Source organism: Microbacterium sp. LKL04 (genome assembly GCF_900102005.1).
Lineage (GTDB): Bacteria > Actinomycetota > Actinomycetes > Actinomycetales > Microbacteriaceae > Microbacterium.
This window is the reverse complement of sequence record NZ_LT627736.1, coordinates 1,474,272-1,493,195: the sequence shown is the minus strand read 5'-3', so window position 1 is coordinate 1,493,195 and position 18,924 is coordinate 1,474,272. Positions and strand designations below refer to the sequence as shown.

22 protein-coding genes are annotated in these 18,924 nt (G+C 69.0%); 13 read left to right on the top strand and 9 right to left on the bottom strand.

What is annotated here, in order from left to right; translation table 11 throughout:
- The first annotated feature begins 42 nt into the window (after positions 1-42).
- From BLP38_RS14220 to BLP38_RS07330, 5 genes are all read left to right on the top strand, one after another.
- The gene (locus BLP38_RS14220) at positions 43-510 is read left to right on the top strand and encodes a hypothetical protein (RefSeq protein ID WP_157681076.1); all 468 of its coding nucleotides are present in this window, start codon (positions 43-45) and stop codon (positions 508-510) included.
- A gap of 265 nt (positions 511-775) precedes the next feature.
- Positions 776-1,084 (top strand): hypothetical protein, encoded by a 309-nt coding sequence (locus BLP38_RS07345; protein WP_091355244.1) that lies wholly within the window; start codon positions 776-778, stop codon positions 1,082-1,084.
- A gap of 79 nt (positions 1,085-1,163) precedes the next feature.
- Positions 1,164-1,985 carry an SDR family NAD(P)-dependent oxidoreductase gene (locus tag BLP38_RS07340; protein ID WP_091355240.1) on the top strand — a complete coding sequence of 274 codons (822 nt, stop codon included), beginning with the start codon at positions 1,164-1,166 and terminating at the stop codon, positions 1,983-1,985.
- Between the two features lie 44 nt (positions 1,986-2,029).
- The gene (locus tag BLP38_RS07335; RefSeq protein ID WP_091355236.1) at positions 2,030-2,305 is read left to right on the top strand and encodes a DUF6412 domain-containing protein; all 276 of its coding nucleotides are present in this window, start codon (positions 2,030-2,032) and stop codon (positions 2,303-2,305) included.
- 84 nt (positions 2,306-2,389) lie between these two features.
- Positions 2,390-3,112: a YidC/Oxa1 family membrane protein insertase gene (locus BLP38_RS07330; protein WP_091355232.1), complete on the top strand. Its 723-nt coding sequence runs from the start codon at positions 2,390-2,392 to the stop codon at positions 3,110-3,112.
- Between the two features lie 31 nt (positions 3,113-3,143).
- Here BLP38_RS07330 and BLP38_RS07325 read toward each other — a convergent pair whose 3' ends face one another.
- On the bottom strand, positions 3,144-3,767 hold the full coding sequence (locus tag BLP38_RS07325) for a cyclodeaminase/cyclohydrolase family protein (protein ID WP_020096907.1): 624 nt from the start codon (positions 3,765-3,767) through the stop codon (positions 3,144-3,146).
- Between the two features lie 122 nt (positions 3,768-3,889).
- Between BLP38_RS07325 and BLP38_RS07320 the strand changes: the two genes are divergently transcribed.
- The 8 genes from BLP38_RS07320 (at position 3,890) to BLP38_RS07285 (ending at position 12,030) form a co-directional block, all read left to right on the top strand.
- Positions 3,890-6,250, top strand: a complete 2,361-nt coding sequence (locus BLP38_RS07320; protein WP_231916458.1) for a glycoside hydrolase family 65 protein — start codon at positions 3,890-3,892, stop codon at positions 6,248-6,250.
- 369 nt (positions 6,251-6,619) lie between these two features.
- The gene (locus BLP38_RS07315) at positions 6,620-7,468 is read left to right on the top strand and encodes an Ltp family lipoprotein (protein WP_157681075.1); all 849 of its coding nucleotides are present in this window, start codon (positions 6,620-6,622) and stop codon (positions 7,466-7,468) included.
- A 71-nt stretch (positions 7,469-7,539) separates the two neighbouring features.
- A complete protein-coding gene (locus tag BLP38_RS07310; protein WP_091355221.1) occupies positions 7,540-7,941 on the top strand; it encodes a hypothetical protein in 402 nt (133 codons plus the stop codon).
- A gap of 44 nt (positions 7,942-7,985) precedes the next feature.
- Entirely contained in the window at positions 7,986-8,888 is a 903-nt protein-coding gene (locus tag BLP38_RS07305) for an oxygenase MpaB family protein (protein ID WP_091355218.1), read from the top strand.
- 33 nt (positions 8,889-8,921) lie between these two features.
- Positions 8,922-9,326, top strand: a complete 405-nt coding sequence (locus tag BLP38_RS07300) for a VOC family protein (RefSeq protein ID WP_091355215.1) — start codon at positions 8,922-8,924, stop codon at positions 9,324-9,326.
- Between the two features lie 52 nt (positions 9,327-9,378).
- Positions 9,379-10,689, top strand: a complete 1,311-nt coding sequence (locus tag BLP38_RS07295; protein ID WP_091355211.1) for an HNH endonuclease signature motif containing protein — start codon at positions 9,379-9,381, stop codon at positions 10,687-10,689.
- A gap of 168 nt (positions 10,690-10,857) precedes the next feature.
- A complete protein-coding gene (locus BLP38_RS07290; protein WP_091355207.1) occupies positions 10,858-11,679 on the top strand; it encodes an SDR family NAD(P)-dependent oxidoreductase in 822 nt (273 codons plus the stop codon).
- Positions 11,680-11,694: 15 nt separating this feature from the next.
- Complete coding sequence (locus BLP38_RS07285) at positions 11,695-12,030, top strand: YciI family protein (protein WP_091355204.1); 336 nt, start codon at positions 11,695-11,697, stop codon at positions 12,028-12,030.
- Between the two features lie 8 nt (positions 12,031-12,038).
- Here BLP38_RS07285 and BLP38_RS07280 read toward each other — a convergent pair whose 3' ends face one another.
- The 8 genes from BLP38_RS07280 to ribB form a co-directional block, all read right to left on the bottom strand.
- Positions 12,039-12,833: an SDR family NAD(P)-dependent oxidoreductase gene (locus tag BLP38_RS07280; RefSeq protein ID WP_442922924.1), complete on the bottom strand. Its 795-nt coding sequence runs from the start codon at positions 12,831-12,833 to the stop codon at positions 12,039-12,041.
- Between the two features lie 54 nt (positions 12,834-12,887).
- Positions 12,888-13,670, bottom strand: coding sequence for a nuclease-related domain-containing protein (locus BLP38_RS07275; RefSeq protein WP_157681074.1), 783 nt, complete (start codon positions 13,668-13,670; stop codon positions 12,888-12,890).
- A gap of 406 nt (positions 13,671-14,076) precedes the next feature.
- Positions 14,077-14,913 (bottom strand): alpha/beta fold hydrolase, encoded by an 837-nt coding sequence (locus BLP38_RS07270; protein WP_091355198.1) that lies wholly within the window; start codon positions 14,911-14,913, stop codon positions 14,077-14,079.
- An 88-nt stretch (positions 14,914-15,001) separates the two neighbouring features.
- Positions 15,002-15,955 (bottom strand): MmyB family transcriptional regulator, encoded by a 954-nt coding sequence (locus BLP38_RS07265; RefSeq protein ID WP_157681073.1) that lies wholly within the window; start codon positions 15,953-15,955, stop codon positions 15,002-15,004.
- 46 nt (positions 15,956-16,001) lie between these two features.
- Positions 16,002-16,415, bottom strand: coding sequence for an SRPBCC family protein (locus tag BLP38_RS07260; protein WP_157681072.1), 414 nt, complete (start codon positions 16,413-16,415; stop codon positions 16,002-16,004).
- Positions 16,415-16,960 (bottom strand): hypothetical protein, encoded by a 546-nt coding sequence (locus BLP38_RS07255; protein ID WP_091355190.1) that lies wholly within the window; start codon positions 16,958-16,960, stop codon positions 16,415-16,417. Before BLP38_RS07255 ends, BLP38_RS07260 begins: the two co-directional genes overlap by 1 nt.
- Positions 16,957-18,186 (bottom strand): 1-acyl-sn-glycerol-3-phosphate acyltransferase, encoded by a 1,230-nt coding sequence (locus tag BLP38_RS07250; protein ID WP_091355188.1) that lies wholly within the window; start codon positions 18,184-18,186, stop codon positions 16,957-16,959. Before BLP38_RS07250 ends, BLP38_RS07255 begins: the two co-directional genes overlap by 4 nt.
- Before the next feature lies 1 nt (position 18,187).
- Complete coding sequence (ribB, locus tag BLP38_RS07245; RefSeq protein WP_165971366.1) at positions 18,188-18,823, bottom strand: 3,4-dihydroxy-2-butanone-4-phosphate synthase; 636 nt, start codon at positions 18,821-18,823, stop codon at positions 18,188-18,190.
- Positions 18,824-18,924: the final 101 nt, after the last annotated feature.

Below are 18,924 nucleotides of genomic sequence, written 5' to 3'. Positions count from 1 at the left end.
AGTGTCGTTGCGTAGTTAAGGCTGGCGAGCTGGGGCGATAGTGTGACCGCGGGTCTCACCAAAGGGATCGAAATGGCGGTTGAGGTGCTGATGCTGGACAAGATCGTATTGGCGGGACTGGCGGTTCTCGCCGGCGGCGGACTCGCCAAGGGAATCAAGTCGATGCGCGAAACACAGCGCAGACGCGCGACCGCGCCGGTTTTCGATGATGGCTTCACGGAGAGTGACTTCCGCGCCTCGGTGGATCAAGCCGTCAGGAAGACGCCACGAGTAGTCGAGGCCAGCGTTTCCGGTCTGGTTGTCGCGATTACCGTCAGATCGATCTCGGGGTTGACGAAGTGGTCGGCAGAGATCGATCTCAATGATTATGGGCACCTGACAGGTCGGTACTGGATCAGTTCTGAGAACTCTCAGTCACCGATACCTCAGCACTTCGCTCATGAACTGACGGCAGAAGTGGAACGGCGAAGGAACCCGCGTATTGCGGATCCGACAGTCACTGGCGTCTGACGAGTCGTACGACGCGAGGTCGTCTTCAAATCCGCCTCCGAGCCGGACTATCCGACTCACTTGGCGCCCTGCCTGTGGATAGCGCTTTGGACCGTCGGGACATTCTTTTGCAGGCGTCCTTCCTGCTAGAGCGCCACTGACCCGATTCAGGCCTTTCTGACGCCGTCGACGTCACTCTGCAGTGGTCCGGAAAGTCGCGAACTGTCCGCCCGAGGCGAGCTGGTTCGGGTCCGTACCCCGCGTCGCTTCCCAGCCGCTGTGAGAGATGGACAAGCTCGACGCCTGGATCTCACCGCTCACCGTGGTCCGCGACGGCAACCGCACCCTGCACGCCGTCGGCATCGGCGTGCGTTACCGAGGAGCGGATGCCGACATCCTGCTCGAGACCGTCGACGCACCGCTCCTCGCCCCCGGCGAGGGCAGGCTCCTGACCTTCGACAACCGCCTGCCGGACCTGTCCCTCGGATGGGAGCTGAACCTCCACAACAACGTGTGGGGCACGAACTTCCCGATGTGGTTCGGTGACGACGCGAGGTTCCGGTTCCGCGTCACGGCACGCGCGACGACTCAGTGACGGCTGCCGACGCCCTGCACCCGGCAGCCGTGCCGTCAATGGTTTCGTCGACATCGGCCCCGAATGTGACACACACCCCATGCGCACCATCGTCATCACCGGAGCCAGCGACGGGATCGGGGCCGCGGCATCCCGTCAGCTCGTCGCTCGGGGTCACCGTGTCGTCCTCGTCGGCCGTTCGCCGAAGAAGACGCGGGCTGTCGCGGCTGAGCTCGGCACGCCGTACCACCTCGCCGACTTCTCCGACCTGGCGCAGGTGCGCCGGCTGGCGGGCGAGCTGCTCGAGGCGTACTCGCGTATCGACGTGCTCGCCAACAACGCGGGCGGAGTCTTCGGCAAGCGACAGCTGACCGGCGACGGGTTCGAGCAGACGTTCCAGGTGAATCACCTCGGGCCGTTCCTGCTCACGAACCTGCTGCGCGAGCGGCTGGTCGAAAGCGAGGCATCGATCATTCAGACCGCGAGCGCGGCGGCGCGACTGTTCTCGCGCTTCGACGTCACCGACCTCAACGCCGCGCGCCGGTACTCGGGGTGGCGGGCGTACGGCAACGCGAAGCTCGCGAACATCCTCTTCACGCGCGAGCTGCAGCGCCGGTGGGGGAGCGACGGCGTCTCGGCGGTCGCGTTCCACCCCGGCGTCGTCGCGACGAGCTTCGCCGGCAACACCGCGGGACCGCTGCGCTGGATGTACCACAGCCCCCTCGCACGCCGCCTGCTGACGACGACGGAGGAGGGCGGCAAGCGGCTCGTGTTCCTCGCCGACGGCACCCCGCGCGAGGACTGGCTGCCCGGCGCCTACTACGAGAACGACCGCGTCACGAAAACCCACCGGCTCGCGACCGACCCGCGCCTCGCGCAGGAACTGTGGGAGCGCAGCGCCGAGATGGTGCAGCTCGGGTGAGGCTCCGTTAGCCTGAGGTCCACACAACGCGACGGGAGGCGAGCATGATCCACGACCTGCTGCGCGTCGTCCTCGAGGTCTTCGGGCTCCTCGTCGCCGTCGATCCGTCGCTGAGCGGCTCCGCGCTCACCGTCGCGCTGCTCGCACTCGCCGTCCTGACGCTCGCGCTCCTCGCGACCGCCGTGCATGCGAGCACGCGCGGAGCGGTGCCGCATCCCACCCGTCGCATCGAGCTCACGGCGCCGCTCACGCAGAGCGATCCCGACGCGGCAGGACACGTCCGCCGTCGCGGGCCCGGTCAGGTGACTGCGGCCGCGTAGCGTCGAACAGTCCGGGCAACTCGTGCCCCGGCATCCGTTCGCGGCCGATCAGCCGACCCTGATCGCTCCGACGAACGGAACCCCGTGGACATCACCACCCTGCCTGTTATCTCGACCCTGCTCGACCTCACCGCCCGCTGCCTCATCGGCCTGACCTCGCTGCTCGCCTCGTGGACGGGAGCGTTCGCGGGCGCGCTCGCCATCATGCTCGTGACCCTCGTGGTGCGGGCGGCGCTCATCCCCGCCGGCATCGCCCAAGCCAAAGCCGACCAAGCGCGCATCCGTCTCGCGCCGCGCCTGCGCGAACTCCAGACCCGCTACCGCAGCAACCGGGAGCGCCTGCAACGCGAAACCATGGAGCTCTACCGTTCCGAGGACGTGTCGCCGTTCGCCAGCTGCCTGCCGATCCTCATCCAGGCGCCGATCGTCGGCCTGCTGTACTCCGTGTTCATCCACGCGAGCATCGCCGGGCACGCCAACGAGCTGCTGTCGCAGACGCTGCTCGGCGTGCCGCTCGGCGCGAGTCTGCTCCACGCCGTGTCGACCGGAACCGCTGGCCTTGCGACGTGGCTGGTGATCGGATGCCTCGTGCTCGCCATCGCGGCAGTGGGGGAGATCACGCGGCGGGCGTTCCGGATTACGCCGGTGGAGGGGGTGCCGGGCATTCCGGTGGCGATGCTCGGCGCGCTGCAGTTCATGACCGCGGTCGTGGCGGTGTTCGTGCCGCTCGCGGCGGGGATCTACCTGCTGACGACGGTCACGTGGACGCTGGGGCAGCGGTTGGTGCTCAGACGGGTCTTCGGATGACGCGCGCTCGAACCGGCGCAGACTCCCGGCCCTACTCGGACGACCAGCCCGCCGCGATGCGGGTGCATTCCGCTCGCTTCGCGGCGAGGTCGACGAGGTCCCGTTCGAAAGCCGCGACCTTCGGGTCGAGGTGATCGTCCGCGGTCCGGTGCCTCGCCAAAAGGTCGAGATTGGCTCGCGCCGTGTGGTTCGTGCCCTCGAGCGCCGCCCGCAGAGCCTCCACCGCGACGCGCAGATCCGCCTCGACGTGCGGGTTGCCGATGTCGGCCAGCAGCCTGACCTCCTCGAGAAGGGATGCCGCGACCCGGCCGACGTCCAGTGCCGACGCGACGGCGACGACCGTCGCGTCCCGAACCGCCCGCTCGCGGTCGGGACCCTGGTCCATCGCGAGAGCCGCACCGAAAGCCGCGGACCGGACGCCGTCTTCCTCGGCGGCATCCAGCGCCAGGCGCCGCGTGCGGCTCAATCGTTGCTCGGCCTGTCGAGCCTCGGGGTCATCGTCGGTGTATGCCGCCACCATTCCCAGCAACCCTGCGGCGATGCCCGTCATCACGCCGCAGGCGGCTCCACCACCCGGTGCCCCCTTCGCCTGCGCGAGACGGTCCACCCATTCCGCGACCGGCGTCTCCGCGGGGTCGATGTCATCGCTGGCCATGCGACGACGCTACCCGTGCGGCTCCCGGTGACGAAGCCGGGGGAGGGGCCGGCGAGCATACGTCCGCGGTCGCCCACTGCAACCCTTCGAGGCGAAAAGACACCGTGATCTACCGTGACATCATGACCCGCCCTCTGCCCTTCGACGTCACGCCCTGGGGCATCGGCCTCAGCGGCGTCGATGTCGACCGCCTGCCGCACCGCGAGTCCGTCTTCGCCCTCTCCAACGGGCACATCGGGTGGCGCGGGCTGCTCGACGAGGGGGAGCCCCACGGCGTTCCGGGCAGCTACCTCAACGGCGTCTTCGAAGAGCATCCGATGCCCTACGCCGAAGGCGGCTACGGGTACCCCGAGTCGGGGCAGAGCGTCATCAACGTGCCGAACGGACAGGTCATCCGCCTCACCGTCGACGACGAACCCCTCGACATCCGCGAGGGCACCCTCCACCACCACGAACAGCACCTCGATTTCCGCGCCGGCACCCTCGAACGCACGGTCACCTGGACCTCGCCCGCCGGCAGCACCGTCCGCATCCGCTCGACCCGCATCGTCTCGCTCGCCCACCGCTCCGTCGCGGCTGTCCGGTACGAGGTCGAAGCCGTCGACGATCCGATCACGATCACCCTCCAGTCCGAGCTCGTCGCGAACGAACCCCTGCCGGAGCCGCACCCCGACCCGCGCGTGCAGGACATCCTCGAGACCCCGCTCCGCAGCGCGGGGAGCTTCGTCTTCGACAGCGCTGCGACCCTCGTCCACGAAACCCGCAACAGCGGGATCGGCGTCGCCGTCAGCATGGACCACCTCGTGTCTGGCGCGACCGCCGAGGTGCGCACCGCGGCATCCGACGACCTCGCCCGCACCACCATCCGCGCCCGCCTCGCACCCGGCGAACGGCTCGAGGTCGTCAAGATCGTCGGGCATGCCTGGGCCTCCGGGATCTCGGCGCCCGGCCTTCGCGACCGCGCCGAAGCCGCCGTCGCCGACGCGATGCGGGACGGCTGGACCGGCCTCCTCGCCGCGCAGCGCGAACGGCTCGACGACTTCTGGACCTGCGCCGACGTCCGCGTCGACGGGCAGCCCCGCCTGCAGCAGGCGGTGCGGTTCGCGCTTTTCTCGGTGTTCCAGGCCGCGGCGCGCGCCGAGCAGCGCTCCGTCCCCGGCAAGGGACTGACCGGCGCCGGGTACGCCGGCCATACGTTCTGGGACTTCGAGGCCTACGTTCTGCCCGTCCTCACGGCGACCGCACCGGATGCCGCGAGGGAAGCCCTCCGCTGGCGCCACGCCACCCTCGACCACGCCCGCGACCGGGCGCGCCAGCTGCACTTACAGGGTGCGGCGTTCGCGTGGCGCACCATCGACGGACGCGAGTCGTCGGGATACTGGCCCGCCAGTACGGCCGCGTTCCACATCAACGCCGACATCGCCGCCGCCGTCGTCCACTACGTGCGGGCGACCGGCGACGTCGAGTTCGAACGCGACGCCGGCCTCGAGATCCTCGTCGAGACCGCCCGCCTCTGGCAGTCTCTCGGTCGCACCGACGCCGACGGTCGCTTCCACATCGACGGCGTCACCGGCCCCGACGAGTACACCGCCCTCTACGACGACAACGTCTTCACCAATCTGATGGCCCGCGCGAACCTCGACGCCGCCGCAGATGCCGCGCGTCGGCATCCGGATCTCGCTCGCACTCTCGGGGTCGATGACGGCGAGATCGGCGGCTGGGTGCGCACCGCCGGTGCCATGCACGTGCCCTACGACGAGGAACGCGGCGTGCACCCGCAGGCGGCGCGATTCACAGAACTTGAACGATGGGACTTCGAGACCGACACCCCCGGCGACGAGCTGCTGCAGGAGCGGTACCCGTACGTGCAGCTCTACCGCAAGCAGGTGCTCAAGCAGGCCGACCTTGTGCTCGCCCTGTTCTTCTGCACCGACGCGTTCACGGTAGACGAGAAGGCGCGGGCATTCCGCTACTACGAGGCGTTGACCGTGCGGGACTCGTCGCTGTCGGCGGCGATCCAGGCAGTGGTCGCCGCCGAGGTCGGGCACCTCGGGCTTGCGGCCGACTACCTCGCCGAAGCCGCGACCATCGACCTCGACGACCTGCACGGCAACGCCGAGGACGGCCTGCACATCGCGTCGCTCGGCGGCATCTGGACGGCGCTCGTCGCCGGATTCGGCGGCATGCGCGACACGGCCGACGGACTGCGGTTCGCCCCGCGGCTGCCGGAGCAGCTGACCGGTCTCGCGTTCGGCATCCGCTGGCAGGGCCGTACCTTGCATCTCGAGATCGCACCGGATGCCACGACCTACCGTGTCAGCGCCGGTGAGCCGATGTCGATCCGGCACTTCGGCGAGGCGGTGGAGCTGACGTCCGGCACGGACGTGACGATGCCGACACCGCCGCTGCCTGACCCGGGGGAGCGCCCGACCCAGCCGAAGGGCCGCGAGCCGCGGCCGTTCGCGGAGGCGCTCGCGGAGTGACGCTCGGCTGACGACTCCGCGCGGCGTGGGCCGTCCCCACATGGTCACGCCGCGCGGCATTCGTCAGGAGTGTCACGGCGTGCGTGCCATCCCCCAGAAGAGACGCCGCGACAATCGGGTTTGCCGAACGCTGTCAGCGTAGGGAAGCGCGCTGGGCGGTCGCTATGGGGAGAACTGCCCATAGCGATGCTTCTGACGTCGACCTCAGGGCGGGATGCCGTCTCGGGGTGCGTGCCTCCTATCAGCAGATGAGATTTCTCTAATTGTGTTAGGAATAGACCGGTTCCTACTGGGGTCGGAACCGGCCCGGCATCGCTCCCGAAGCGCTCTGCCCGATCGTCGAAGGCAACGATCTGAGGGTCGATCACCGTGTCAAGCGATGGCGCTTGCGCAATCACAGCAGCCGAAAGGGCAAACATGAGCAACGTCCAACCGCCTCCCTACTCGCCGCCTCCCGTCGCGCACGAGAAAGCGATCAAGCCCTGGTTCAAGAAGAAGCGCATCATCATTCCCGCGGCAGCCCTCGCACTGATCGTCATCGGTGGAGCGGCTGGTGCCGCCAACAAGCCGGCGTCGACCCCCGAAGCAGCGCCCGCCGCGGCGGGCAGCAACTCGGCGCAAAACGCAGACGCGGCTACTGCGATCGAGGTGCCTGACACCATCGGTAAGACCGCTAAGGAGGCAGCTGCACTCCTCGAGAACGCCGGCCTCGAGGTCGACTTCTCGGCCGAGTCCGGCGTGGTTCTCGACCGTGACAACTGGACCGTGCTCCGGACGGCTCCGGCTGCTGGAGAGAAGGCGAAGGATGGCGATACCGTCGTCGTCAGCGTCGAGAAGACTGCTAAGCCTGAAGCAGAGCCCGTGGAGCAGGCCGAAGCGGAGCCTGAAGAGGCGGCGCAGGATGACGCTCCGTCGCTCGCTCACGCGAACGCCCTCGGTTCCGCGGTGATGTATCTGGACTCAATGCCTTTCAGCCGTGCGGGCCTGATCGATCAGCTCACCAGTGAGTACGGCGAGGCGTACCCGAAGGACGTCGCCGAATGGGCCGTCGATAAGGTCGGCGCAGACTGGAACGCGGAGGCGGCCGAGGCCGCTCAGATGTATCTCGACACCATGTCGCTGTCGAAAGACCGCTTGTACGACCAGCTGACAAGCGAGTACGGGTCGCAGTTCACCGCCGAACAGGCGAAGTTCGGCCTCAAGGCTGTCGGCTACTGACACCTCATCCGGGCGTCGCCTGCGCGGCGCCCGGATCCGACCCTAAAACGACGCCCCGCTAGCCTGAGCGCGTGCCCTTCGCGCTCGTGCTCACCGTCATCCTCACCCTGCTTGCGATCTTCCAGATCACGCTCGCGCTCGGTGCCCCGTTGGGGCGGTTCGCGTGGGGAGGTCAGCACCGCGCACTGCCGCTGCGACTCCGTATCGGCAGCCTCGTCTCGGTCCTCATCTACGCGCTGATCGCCGTCCTCGCCTGGGATCGTGCTCGCGCCATCGACGTCGTCCCCGACATCGTCGCCCAGGTCGGCATGTGGACTGTCTTCGTGTACTTCGTGCTCGGCATCCTCATGAACGCCATCTCGCGCAGCAAGCCGGAGCGGAACACGATGGTGCCCGTCACGATCGTGCTGGCCGTGCTCTCGTTCCTCATCGCCATGGGGTACGGGGAGCTCGCGATGGCGGCCCGCGCCTAGCGCCGCACCGCCCCATGCCTCCGAGGCGGTGGCAGGCTGGAACCGTGACGTCCTCCGCTCCTCCGCGTGTGGCGCGGCTGCGCGCCCGGCTGCTCACCGCCCTCGCAGGTGACCCGACCGGGATGGCGCCGTACGTCCGCGCGCTCGCCGACGGCGACGACACCGGCTACTTCGCCGAGGGCGGCCCCGCGTGGACCGTTCACGCCGGCATGGGCACCCTGGTCGCCGGCATCCGTGCCCTTCTCCTTCAGGCTCTGCACCCGGGCGCCCTCGCCGGCGTGCACGACTGGTCGCGCTACCGCGACGATCCAATCGGGCGCCTCACCGGCACCGTCCGCTGGGTCATCACGCTCACCTACGGATCGACGACGCAAGCGGATGCCGAGACGGCCCGCGTCGGGCGCTTCCATCAGCGCGTGCAGGGCGAGTACGTCGGCGGTGACGGTTCCGCGCGGACGTACACCGCCGAAGCCACCGACCTGGTGCGCTGGGTGCACCTCGCCTTCACCGACGCGTTCCTGCGCAGCCACGAGGCGTACGGCGGATCGATCCCGGGCGGCCCCGACGCGTACGTCGCCGACTGGGCAACCGCCGGACGCCTCATGCGCGTGCCCGATCCGCCGCTCACCGAGGCTGCCCTGCGCGCCGAGATCGACGGCTTCCTCGACCGCGGCGAACTGCGCCGCGACGAGCGCGTCGACGACGTCGTGCGGTTCCTGAAGAAGCCCCCGTTCACTGGGCTCATGGGCGTCGCCTACCGCGTGCTGTTCGCCGCGGCGGTCGCGACGTTCCCGCCGCGGATCAGGCGGATGCTGGGCCTGCGCCGCTCGTGGCTGCCGGTGAAGACGGCGACCCGCCTCATCCTGCGCGTGACCGAGCGTGCGCTGGGGTCCGGACCCCGTGCGCAGGACATGGCACGGCTGCGATTGCGCCGGCTCGAGGGCTAGCGCGCGGGCGATCGCGACCTGGAGGATGGCGGCATGGCTCTCTTCGATCACATCGGCATCAGCGTGCGCGACCTGGCGACGTCGACCGCGCAGTTCGACCCCGTCATGAGGCTGCTGGGGTGCACCCGAGAGGATGCCGTCGGCTCCGTCTCGTGGTACCGCGGCGAAGAAGAGCTCATCCTCTACCCGGCCCGCGACGACCACGACGAACCGCATCGCCACGGCCGCATCGGGTGGCAGCATCTGGCGTTCGCGGTGGACTCCCGCAGAGACGTAGACCGCCTGCACGACGCCGCGGTCACTGCAGGCTGGACTCCGGTCCGCGAGCCGAAACCGTACCCGCGGTTCAGCGACCGCTACTACGCCTCATTCGTCGAGGATGACAACGGCGTGCGGCTCGAGTTCATGTTCAACCCGCCCCGGCAGAGCGCCGACTGACCGGCTTCGCGGGCGCAAGAGCGATGTCGGAGGCCCCCACCACAATGGAGGCATGACCTCGCTCGGCACCATCGGCATCCGGGAACGCTTCGCGCCCCTCGCCGACATCGTGCACGAGACCGCCATGGTCGAGAAGCTCATCACCCGGGCTCAGATCGTGCAGCTGCAGGTCCTCGCCCGCGCGGGTGCGCTCGCCGAACAGCAGGCGGCCGAGTCCTCGGTGCACGTGCAGGCGCACGACATGGCGCTCCGTGCGATCGCGGCCGAACTCGGCGGGGTGCTCCGCCTCACCGACCGCACTGTGCAGCGCCGCATCACCCAGGCGCGCACGATCGTCGAGGACTATCAGGCATCCCTCACGGCGTGGGAGGCGGGCATCATCACCCGCGGTCACGTCGATGTGATCGTCGAGGCCGGCGCCGAGCTCCCCGCCGACGTCCGGCCCGCCTTCGAAGCCGTCGCCATTCAGCGGTGCCGCCGTGACACCCCCAACCGGGTGCGCGCCGAGATCGAGATCCTCGCCCTGCAGATGCATCCGCGGTCCTTCACCGAACGCCACCAGGATGCCGCCGCCCACCGCGCCGTGCGCGTGATCCCCGGTCGCGACGGCATGAGCGACCTCGTCGCGACGCTGCCGACCGTCATCGCCGAGGGCATCCACGACCGCCTCACCCGCCAGGCGCGCGCGATCATCGACACGCGGAGCGAGCGCTCCAGCGAGATCGTCGACACCGACGCGCGCACCACCGACCAGGTGCGCGCCGACGTCTTCGCCGACCTGCTGCTCGCCGGCACACCCGCGCTCGACGACACGCGCGACACGACGGCAGGACCTCTCGGCGCGATCCGCGCGCGTGTGCAGATCGTGGTCCCCGCACTCTCCCTCGCCGGCGCTGACGTGCCGTGCGATCTCGTCGGACGCACGCCGATCGACGCCGCCACCGCCCGGCGCCTCGCCGGCGACACACCGTCGTGGGAACGCCTCGTCACCGATCCGATCACCGGCACCGTGCTCGCCGTCGACACGTACCGCGTGCCGAACCCCTTGCGACGGCACCTGCAGGCGCGTGATCAGCACTGCCGATTCCCCGGATGCCGCCTCGCCGCCATCCGCTGCGAGGTCGACCACACCCACGATCACGCGCTCGGCGGCGCGACCGAGGTCGGCAACCTGGCGCATTTGTGCCAGAGACATCACTCGATGAAGCAGTTCACCGCCTGGAGGGTGCGACAACTCGAGGGTGGCGTCCTCGAATGGACCTCACCCCTCGGCAGAACGTATCGCGAAGACGCACCGACACCGGCCGTCGCGTTCACCCCTGCTGAGCGCACCTGGCCCGCGAGCGATCCGCCGCCGTTCTGAGCCCGGGTTCTCACGCCCGGGTTCAGCGCCCCGATTCGGGAGCCCGCGTTCCGACACGAGGTTGCAGGCCCTGCGACGCCTCGGTCCGCGACCGCCCGACCCCGGCCACACCGCGCTCCCATCGTCAAGAGCCGACACGGACATAGCGAAGGGTGTGACACTCGCCTCATGCGAACCATCGTCATCACCGGCGCCAGCGACGGGATCGGAGCCGCGGCATCCCGTCAGCTCGTCGCCCGCGGCCACCAGGTCGTCCTCGTCGGACGCTCGCCCGAGAAGACCCGCGCCGTTGCCGATGAGGTCGGGATGCCGCACCACCTCGCCGACTTCTCCGACCTGGCGCAGGTGCGCCGGCTCGCGGGCGAACTGCTCGCCGCCTACCCGCGCATCGACGTGCTCGCGAACAACGCCGGCGGCATCTTCGGTCCCCGCAAGCTCACCACCGACGGGTTCGAGCAGACGTTCCAGGTGAACCACCTCGGACCGTTCCTGCTGACGAACCTGCTGCGCGAGCGGCTGGTCGAGAGTGAGGCATCCATCATCCAGACCGCCAGCGCCGCCGCCCGCATCTTCTCGCGGTTCGACATCGCCGACCTGAACGGTGCGCGCCGCTACTCCGGACGCGTCGCCTACGGCAACGCGAAGCTCGCGAACATCCTCTTCACCCGTGAACTGCAGCGCCGGTGGGGGAGCGAGGGCATCTCGGGCGGCGCGTTCCACCCCGGCGTCGTCGCGACCGGCTTCGCCGGCAACCTGACCGGACCGTTCCGCTTCATGTACCACAACCCGCTCGCCAAGCGACTGCTGACGACGACCGACGAGGGTGGCAAGCGCCTCGTGTTCCTCGCCGACGGAACCCCCGGCACCGACTGGCTGCCCGGCGCGTACTACGAGAACGACCGGGTCACGAAGACCCATAAGCTCGCGACTGACGAGCAGCTCGCCCGCGAGCTGTGGGACCGCAGCGTCGAGATGGTCAAGCTCGCCTGACAGAAGGATGCCGCCATGCCGCAGTACGCCGTCCTGATCTACACCGACGACTCCGCGCACGCGCTCGACGCGTCGGACGAGCAGCTCGCCGAGCCCAACGCGCACGGCGACGAGCTCGCCCAGTCGGGAGCGCTGCGTGCCGCCTTCGCGTTCACGCCGCGTGAGCTCGCCCGTTCGGTCCGCGTCGACGGCGTCACCGAGGGACCGTTCGTCGACTCGGCGCAGGTCGTCGCAGGCATCTACGTCATCGAAGCGGACGACGAGGACGCGGCGCTCGCGATCGCGGCCACCAATCCCGCCATTCGAGGCGAGGGCGGGGTCGAGGTCAGGCTCATCCACAGCGGCACGTGACGCACAGGTCAGGGCAGGATGCTGTCCACGTACCCGCCGTCGACGCGCAGCGCTCCGCCGGTCGTCGCTGACGCCAGCGGCGAGGCGAGGTAGACGACCATGTTCGCGATCTCCTCGGGCTCGATGAGCCGGCCGATCAGCGACTGTGGGCGCGCGGTGCGCATGAACTCGCGTTGCGCAGCATCCCAGTCGAGCGATCGGTCGACCATCTCGTAGACGAAGTCCTCGACGCCCTCGGTGTGCGTCGGCCCGGCGATCACGGAGTTGACGGTGACGCCCGTTCCGGATGCCGCCTTCGCATACCCGCGTGACATCGCGAGCAGCGCGCTCTTCGACGCGCCGTAGTGGATCATCTCCTCGGGGATGACGATCGCCGAGTCGCTGGCGATGTTGAGCACGCGACCCCATCCACGGTCTGTCATCCCGGGCAATACGAGCCGCGTCAACCGCGCCGCGCTCAGCACGTTCACCTCGAAGAACCGCCGCCACTCGTCGTCGTCGATCTCGAGAGCCGGCGTCGAGCCGAAGATACCGAGGTTGTTCACGAGCACGTCGACGTCACCGGCGGCATCCATCAGCGATTGCGCGCCCTCGGCGGTCGTCACGTCTGCGGCGACGCCGCGTGCGCCCAGTCCGTTCAGCGACTCAACCGCCCGCGCGACGCGCTCCTCGTTGCGGCCGTTGATGACGACCTCGGCTCCGGCCTCGGCCAATCGCCGCGCGATCGCGAGTCCGATGCCCTGCGTCGAGCCGGTCACCACCGCGGTCTTCCCCGTCAGGTCCAGCGTCAGTCCGTCAGTCATGAGTGGTCCTCCTCCGGTCGTTCTTCGATGCTCGCAGACGTCAGGCTGCCATCGTCACCTCGCGAGTATTCCGGCGAGGAGTTCCCCGAACCACGATGGTGCGCTGACCAGCAAGCCGACCATTCCGGCTGCGGCTGCACTCGCCCAAAGCTGACGCCGAACACGAGCGCGCGCCACGTCGGTTCGAAGACGAGCGAACGCGTCGAGGTCGGGCTCGGGCGGGGTGGGCGCACTCCACGTCGAGTATTTTGCGGCAACCGTCGCCACGGCTTCTATGGAATCGACCGACAGCGTCTCCGGGCGGGCGCGCAGCCATCGCGTCGTACGTTCGGCGCTGAGGACAACCACCCGCGCGGGCTTCGACCTTTCGGTGATCCGCTTCGCGCCGACGATGACGAGTAGCGGAACCACATCGATCGCGGATCCCGTTGCGGACGAGAGGAGGCGTGCGGCGCGTTCCGCCTCGTGGCCGGAGTTTCGCAGGTAGTCGGTCCGCTGCCCATCCACCATGAGGCGTCGGTCGCCGACCCACACCGACCTGCCGGCGCGATGTTTTGTGTTGATCGTGAACACGCCCGCCGGGCCGATGACGAGATGATCGATGTCGCTGCCATTCGAGCCGACGGGAACGGAGTGGAACACGCGCCATTCCGATCCGAGGGCGGCGAGAATACGGGCGACCTCTATCTCGCCGATCGCTCCGAGGAACCACGACTCCGCGTCGGGGGCGAGGGGTGACCGGCCGAAGAGTCGGTCGAGTCTGGAGCGAGAAGATGCATTCGCCTGCAGTCGCAGCGCCTCTGCGATGACACCGGATGCCGGAGCGCGGTGAGTCAACGGCGCAGGAGGCAGCCTCGGGATGCCTTCCGGCGCCGAGGTGGAGTCTGCGATCGGCGGAGTCTTCTCGAGCGTGGCAGCTGTGCCGGGTTCTGGGCACGCGATGCACCGGACACTGCGCGTCGTGCTGTCGTGGACAACTCGCGTGCCTACAGCTAAAGGTCGACGGCAGTCACGACAGACCCGGGAGTACCTCAGCGTGCATCGTTTCTCGGTGGACCCCCGAGCTTCAGCACCGCGCGGCGGTGATTCCGAGACGTTAACGGTCGAGTTTTCCCCCATCCGGTCACCGTACCAAGCGGGGTGGGTGGGACTCGGATGCTTCAGCTCCCACCCGTGAGCTGGCTCGCGCCGCCGCACACGAGCGCGGCGTGACCCACCCCAGGGCCACGCCGCGCGGCATCCGTCAGCTCTGGATGAACGCCAGGATGTCGGCGTTCAGCACGTCGGCATGCGTCGTCAGCATGCCGTGCGGGTAGCCCTCGTAGATCTTCAGCGTCGCGTTCGGCAGCAGCTCGGCCTGCGGCAGTGCCGCGCCCTTGTACGGCACGACCTGGTCGTCGTCGCCGTGCAGGACGAGCGTCGGCACCGTGATCGCGCGCAGGTCGTCACGCTGATCCGTCTCGCTGAACGCCTTGATGCCCTCGTAGTGCGCGAGCGCGCTGCCCGTCATGCCCTGCCGCCACCAGTTGTCGATCACCGGCTGCGACGGCTCGACGCCCTCGCGGTTGAAGCCGTAGAACGGACCGGATGCCACGGCCTCGAAGAACTCCGCGCGGTTGGCCGCCAGCGCCTCACGGAACCCGTCGAACACCGACAGGGGAGTGCCCTCCGGGTTCCAGTCCGTCTGCAGCATGATCGGCGGCACCGCCGCCACCAGCACCGCCTTCGCCACGCGGCCCTGCGGTTCGCCGTGCTGTGCGACGTAGCGGGCGACCTGGCCGCCACCCGTCGAGTGCCCGATGTGCACGGCGTTCTGCAGGTCGAGGTGCTCGACGACGGCGCTCACGTCACTCGCGTAATGATCCATGTCGTGTCCGGTTGCGATGTCGGACGACCGGCCGTGACCGCGGCGATCGCTCGCGATCACGCGGAACCCCTTGCTCAGAAAGAAGAGCATCTGCGCGTCCCAGTCGTCGGACGACAGCGGCCACCCGTGGTGGAAGACGATCGGCTGGGCGCTCTTGTCGCCCCAGTCCTTGAAGTAGATCTCGGCGCCGTCGTCGGTGGTGATGAAAGGCATGGGCTTGTTTCCCTCTTTCCGGGGTGAGGTGGATGCCCTCACGCTAAAGCGCTTTCCCCGCCCTCGTCGTGGCCCTCTCAGTACCCGCTTACGCCGCTGTCGTGTCCACCGGCATCCGCTCACGCGCGGCGCCACCGGGACCCGTGCCGCGGTACCGCGCCAGCCTGCTCGCGGACGTCGGCGTCGATGACCCGGCATCCGGGAGCATCATCGTCCCACTGCGCAGCGCGGTCTGCAGATCGAGCAGGGCGCGCTCGCCGACGCTGCCCGGCACGCCGTAGCAGATGACGGTGTAGAGGCCCGGATGCGCCTCGAGGATCTGCCACTTCGTGTCGACCCAACCGTGCTCGGGAAAGTAGTTCGGCGCGACACCGGAGGTCAGCGGCAGCGCCTCGTGCTGCTCCCACAGGTCGCGGAAGTCGTCGTCGTCGAGCAGGAGTCCGGTGATCTCCCGCCAGCGCGGATCGGACGGATTGCCGTAGTAGCGCACCCGTGACACCGAGGAGCGCGCGCCCTCCTGCCACGACGCCAGCTCACGCAGCTCGGGCGGCGCCTCGAACTGCATGAGCACGAGGTTGTTGCCGACCTCCATGTACCCGGGCGCGACCGCGCGGATCAGGTCGTTGACGACCACGATGTCCTGATTGCGGTCGATGATGTACGCCGCCGTGTGATCCCAGTGCGTGATCAGCTGCACGAGGTCGACCGGCGGATCCTCGCCTCGATGCACCTCGAACGGCGCTTCCGAATCCGGCAGCGCAAGGCGCTGCAGATAGGCCGTGCCGGCACGGTCCAGCCGCAGCGCGCGGGCCAACGAGTTGCAGACCTGCAGCGACATCTGATGTCCGCTGCCTTGCTCGAGCCGCCGGTAGTACTCGGCGCTGATGCCCGCCAACCGGGCGACCTCCTCGCGCCGCAGTCCGCGCACGCGGCGACGTGGTTCGGGAGGGATGCCGACGGCATCCGGCGTCAATCCGGCGCGGCGCGCGCGGAGGAAGCTGGCGAGCGCACTCTTGTCCGCGCTCGATCGATCAGATGTCACGCCAGACATCTTGCCCGAGTCGTGTTTCAGGTGGGGGTCGGATGCCTCAGCTCCGCCTCGCGAGCCGGCTTCGAACCTCATCCCGTAGACGTCCGAGCCGCCACCCCGCCACGGGTTCGAACGCCGCAGACATCAGCCGGAGGACGAGCCCCGTGTGCGCGAACCCGTGCCGCACGCGCGTGCGCCCGTCCGGCAGGGGATCGAGCGCCCAGACGCCGTGTTCCGAGACACCCGGACCCTGCATCCGATACGTGATCAGCGCATCACTGATCGTCTCGTACCGGATGGTCGCGGGCACCACGCCGCGGATCCGACTGCGATACCGGCGCCCGGGCTGAGCCCGACCGGTTTCGTTCACGCGACCGAGCGCCGGGTTCCACTCGGCGAGCGCGCCGAGGTCGGTGAGGATGCCCGCGAGCGAACCCGGCGGGGCATCGATCGTGAGGGTCGAGCTGTACATCATGCGCTCCTCCGGGTGATGTCGTCGGTGCTGCGGAGGTAGGCGAGGTACTCCGTGAGCTCGCGTTCCAACCGTGCGCGGGTGACCCCGGCGGACAGGAGTGCGAAGCTCACCTTCCCGGCCGAGAACGGCTCGTCGCCCTCGAGTACCATTGGGGGCCGGAGCAGGGCGGGGAGCACGGCGAAGCGCTCTTGTTGCGCGCGCAGAAAAGCCTCGCCCCGCGCGCGGATCACATCGGGCAGCCAGTCGAAGTGGGGGAGTGACAGCTCGACGACCTCCCCCTCGGCCACCGGGCCGTCCGCCGCCGGCACCTCGTCGCCCAGCGCATACGTCGTGATCGGCTGCGCGTCGGTGAGCACGAGCATGCAGCCACCTCCCTCCAGGTGCTGATCGACGGCGGCGCGCTCCTCCGTGTTCGGCCAGCTCTCCACGAGGAGCCACCGGTCGCCCTGCCCGCGCGACCACCGGATGCGCGAGTCGTCGTCGAACACGATCGCGAGATCGTCGATGACGGTCAGCGGCCCCGCGCGGAGCGCCCCGATCATGCCCCCACCTCCGCGGTCGGCTCGAGCGCCTCGAGCTGCCGCCGCGCCCGATCGACGCGCGCCTCGCCACGGCTCCCGGAGCGTACCGGTGCGCGGGCGATCAGCTCGAGATGCGCCCGTGCCTCGTCGATGCGCCCCGCGGCCAGACACAGCTCGGCCAGACCCGCCAGCGCCCGCGTGTCACCGGGTTCGGCGTTCCTCGCGCTGACGATGAAGGCGGCTTCCGCCCGTACCCGCCCGCCACCGAGTGCGGACGGCATCGCGAGGGACCACCGCCCCAGCAGATAGTTCGCGACCGCATGCTCTGAATCCCGCGCGAGCACGCGATCCAGTCGCGCCCGCATCCGCAACGCCGGCAAGACGCGTAGGGCGGGCGGCAGATTCGAGATCGCCAACCCGCGCAGCCTGATCCGCTGCGTCTCGAGGTGGATCGGGCGACGCTCCATCCGCTGCAGCAGCGACACGACGAACCCGAGCCTTCGGCGGTCGGATGCCGACAGTCGCCCATTCGCGCTCAGCGCCGCCGTGATCAGCTCATCGACGGCGTGCGCGGCACCGACCACGAGGCCGGGACTCTCGGCATCCCGGGCGTTCTTCGCCGCAGCCTCGAGCTGGGCGACGATGGCCGCCCGGGTCGAGAGGGCGAGCTCGCCTGCGGCCCGCTGCTTTCCGGCGGTCAGATCCGGCAGGATGGGCTCGCCGATGACGAGGTGCACGCGCCCGTCATCCCGAAACCGCCGACTGCCCTTGGGGAGGACCGTCTCGGTGCCGACCATTGCGACGGGGATGACCGGCGTCCCCGCCGAGAGTGCGAAGCGGAACGCTCCCGCCTGGAAATGCAGCATCTCGTCGGTCGCGTTCCGGGTTCCCTCGGGGTAGACGCAGAGCACCTCACCTGCAGCGAACACCCGCTGTACCGCTCGCAGCGTCTCGGGGCTCGGCCGGTCTCGATCGACCGGAATGCCGTACCAGGCCCGCGTCCAGAGCCGTGAGACGTAGGCGTCGAAGCTCTCCTTCTTCGTCAGGAACCAAACGGGGCGACCGACGGCCGCGTCGACGAGCAGCTCCATCACGAAGTGATCGAAGTAGCTGCGGTGGTTGGGGACGAGCACGAACGGCCCCGATGTCGGAAGGTGCTGCAGGCCGTCGATGGTGACGAGATGTCGTCGAAGGCGCCGCCGGACGATCGCGCCGGTCAACCGGCGGACAGTGACCTCCCCGCGCACGTCAACGCGCTCCCGCGAGGAAGTGTTCGCGCAGGAGCTCGATGCTGGTCATCAGCAGTCCGTGCTCGTCGGCGAAGCGGCGCAGGGAGTCACGGCGGAGCATCTCGCCGTCGTCACCGATGATCTCCACGATCACCCCGGACGGAGTGCACCCTGCGGCGCGTGCGATGTCGACGGATGCCTCGGTGTGGCCGGTCCGCTCGATGACACCGCCGTCGCGGGCGATCAGCGGGAAGACGTGACCGGGGCGCTGCAGGTCGCCGGCGGCACCCGTCATGGCGACCTGGATCGTCCTCGCCCGTTCGGCCGCGGAGATCCCCGTGGTGACGCCGAATGCGCGCGTGGCGTCGATCGAAACGGTGAACGCCGTCCCCATGTGGTCTTCATTGAACGTCACCATCGGCGGCAGCTCCAGCTGCAGAGCCCGCTCCCGAGTGAGCGACAGGCAGACCAGCCCGCGCCCGTGCGTGATCATGAAGTTGATCACCTGCGGCGTGGCGTGGTCCGCCGCGACGACCAGGTCGCCTTCGTTCTCGCGATCCTCGTCATCCACGATGACGACCATCTCCCCCCGGCGGATCGCTTCGATCGCGTCGACTGCCGCATCCAGCATCGTTGACCCGACGAATGCATCCATTTCCATAGTCATGACTGCCCCCAGTTCTGCCGCTCTCGCGGTGTTCGTGACCAGCATCGACGACGGTTGTCGTCGCATGAATGTCACAACACGGAACGTTA

Coding starts and splice junctions, on each gene's coding strand:
- BLP38_RS07285 (WP_091355204.1), top strand. CDS start 11,695: ATGCCGCAGTACGCCGTCCTGATCTACACCGACGACTCCGCGCACGCG.
- BLP38_RS07260 (WP_157681072.1), bottom strand. CDS start 16,415: ATGTACAGCTCGACCCTCACGATCGATGCCCCGCCGGGTTCGCTCGCG.
- BLP38_RS07280 (WP_442922924.1), bottom strand. CDS start 12,833: ATGACTGACGGACTGACGCTGGACCTGACGGGGAAGACCGCGGTGGTG.
- BLP38_RS07325 (WP_020096907.1), bottom strand. CDS start 3,767: ATGGCCAGCGATGACATCGACCCCGCGGAGACGCCGGTCGCGGAATGG.
- BLP38_RS07290 (WP_091355207.1), top strand. CDS start 10,858: ATGCGAACCATCGTCATCACCGGCGCCAGCGACGGGATCGGAGCCGCG.
- BLP38_RS07270 (WP_091355198.1), bottom strand. CDS start 14,913: ATGCCTTTCATCACCACCGACGACGGCGCCGAGATCTACTTCAAGGAC.
- BLP38_RS07300 (WP_091355215.1), top strand. CDS start 8,922: ATGGCTCTCTTCGATCACATCGGCATCAGCGTGCGCGACCTGGCGACG.
- BLP38_RS07320 (WP_231916458.1), top strand. CDS start 3,890: ATGACCCGCCCTCTGCCCTTCGACGTCACGCCCTGGGGCATCGGCCTC.
- ribB (WP_165971366.1), bottom strand. CDS start 18,823: ATGGATGCATTCGTCGGGTCAACGATGCTGGATGCGGCAGTCGACGCG.
- BLP38_RS07345 (WP_091355244.1), top strand. CDS start 776: ATGGACAAGCTCGACGCCTGGATCTCACCGCTCACCGTGGTCCGCGAC.
- BLP38_RS07295 (WP_091355211.1), top strand. CDS start 9,379: ATGACCTCGCTCGGCACCATCGGCATCCGGGAACGCTTCGCGCCCCTC.
- BLP38_RS07340 (WP_091355240.1), top strand. CDS start 1,164: ATGCGCACCATCGTCATCACCGGAGCCAGCGACGGGATCGGGGCCGCG.
- BLP38_RS07255 (WP_091355190.1), bottom strand. CDS start 16,960: ATGATCGGGGCGCTCCGCGCGGGGCCGCTGACCGTCATCGACGATCTC.
- BLP38_RS07335 (WP_091355236.1), top strand. CDS start 2,030: ATGATCCACGACCTGCTGCGCGTCGTCCTCGAGGTCTTCGGGCTCCTC.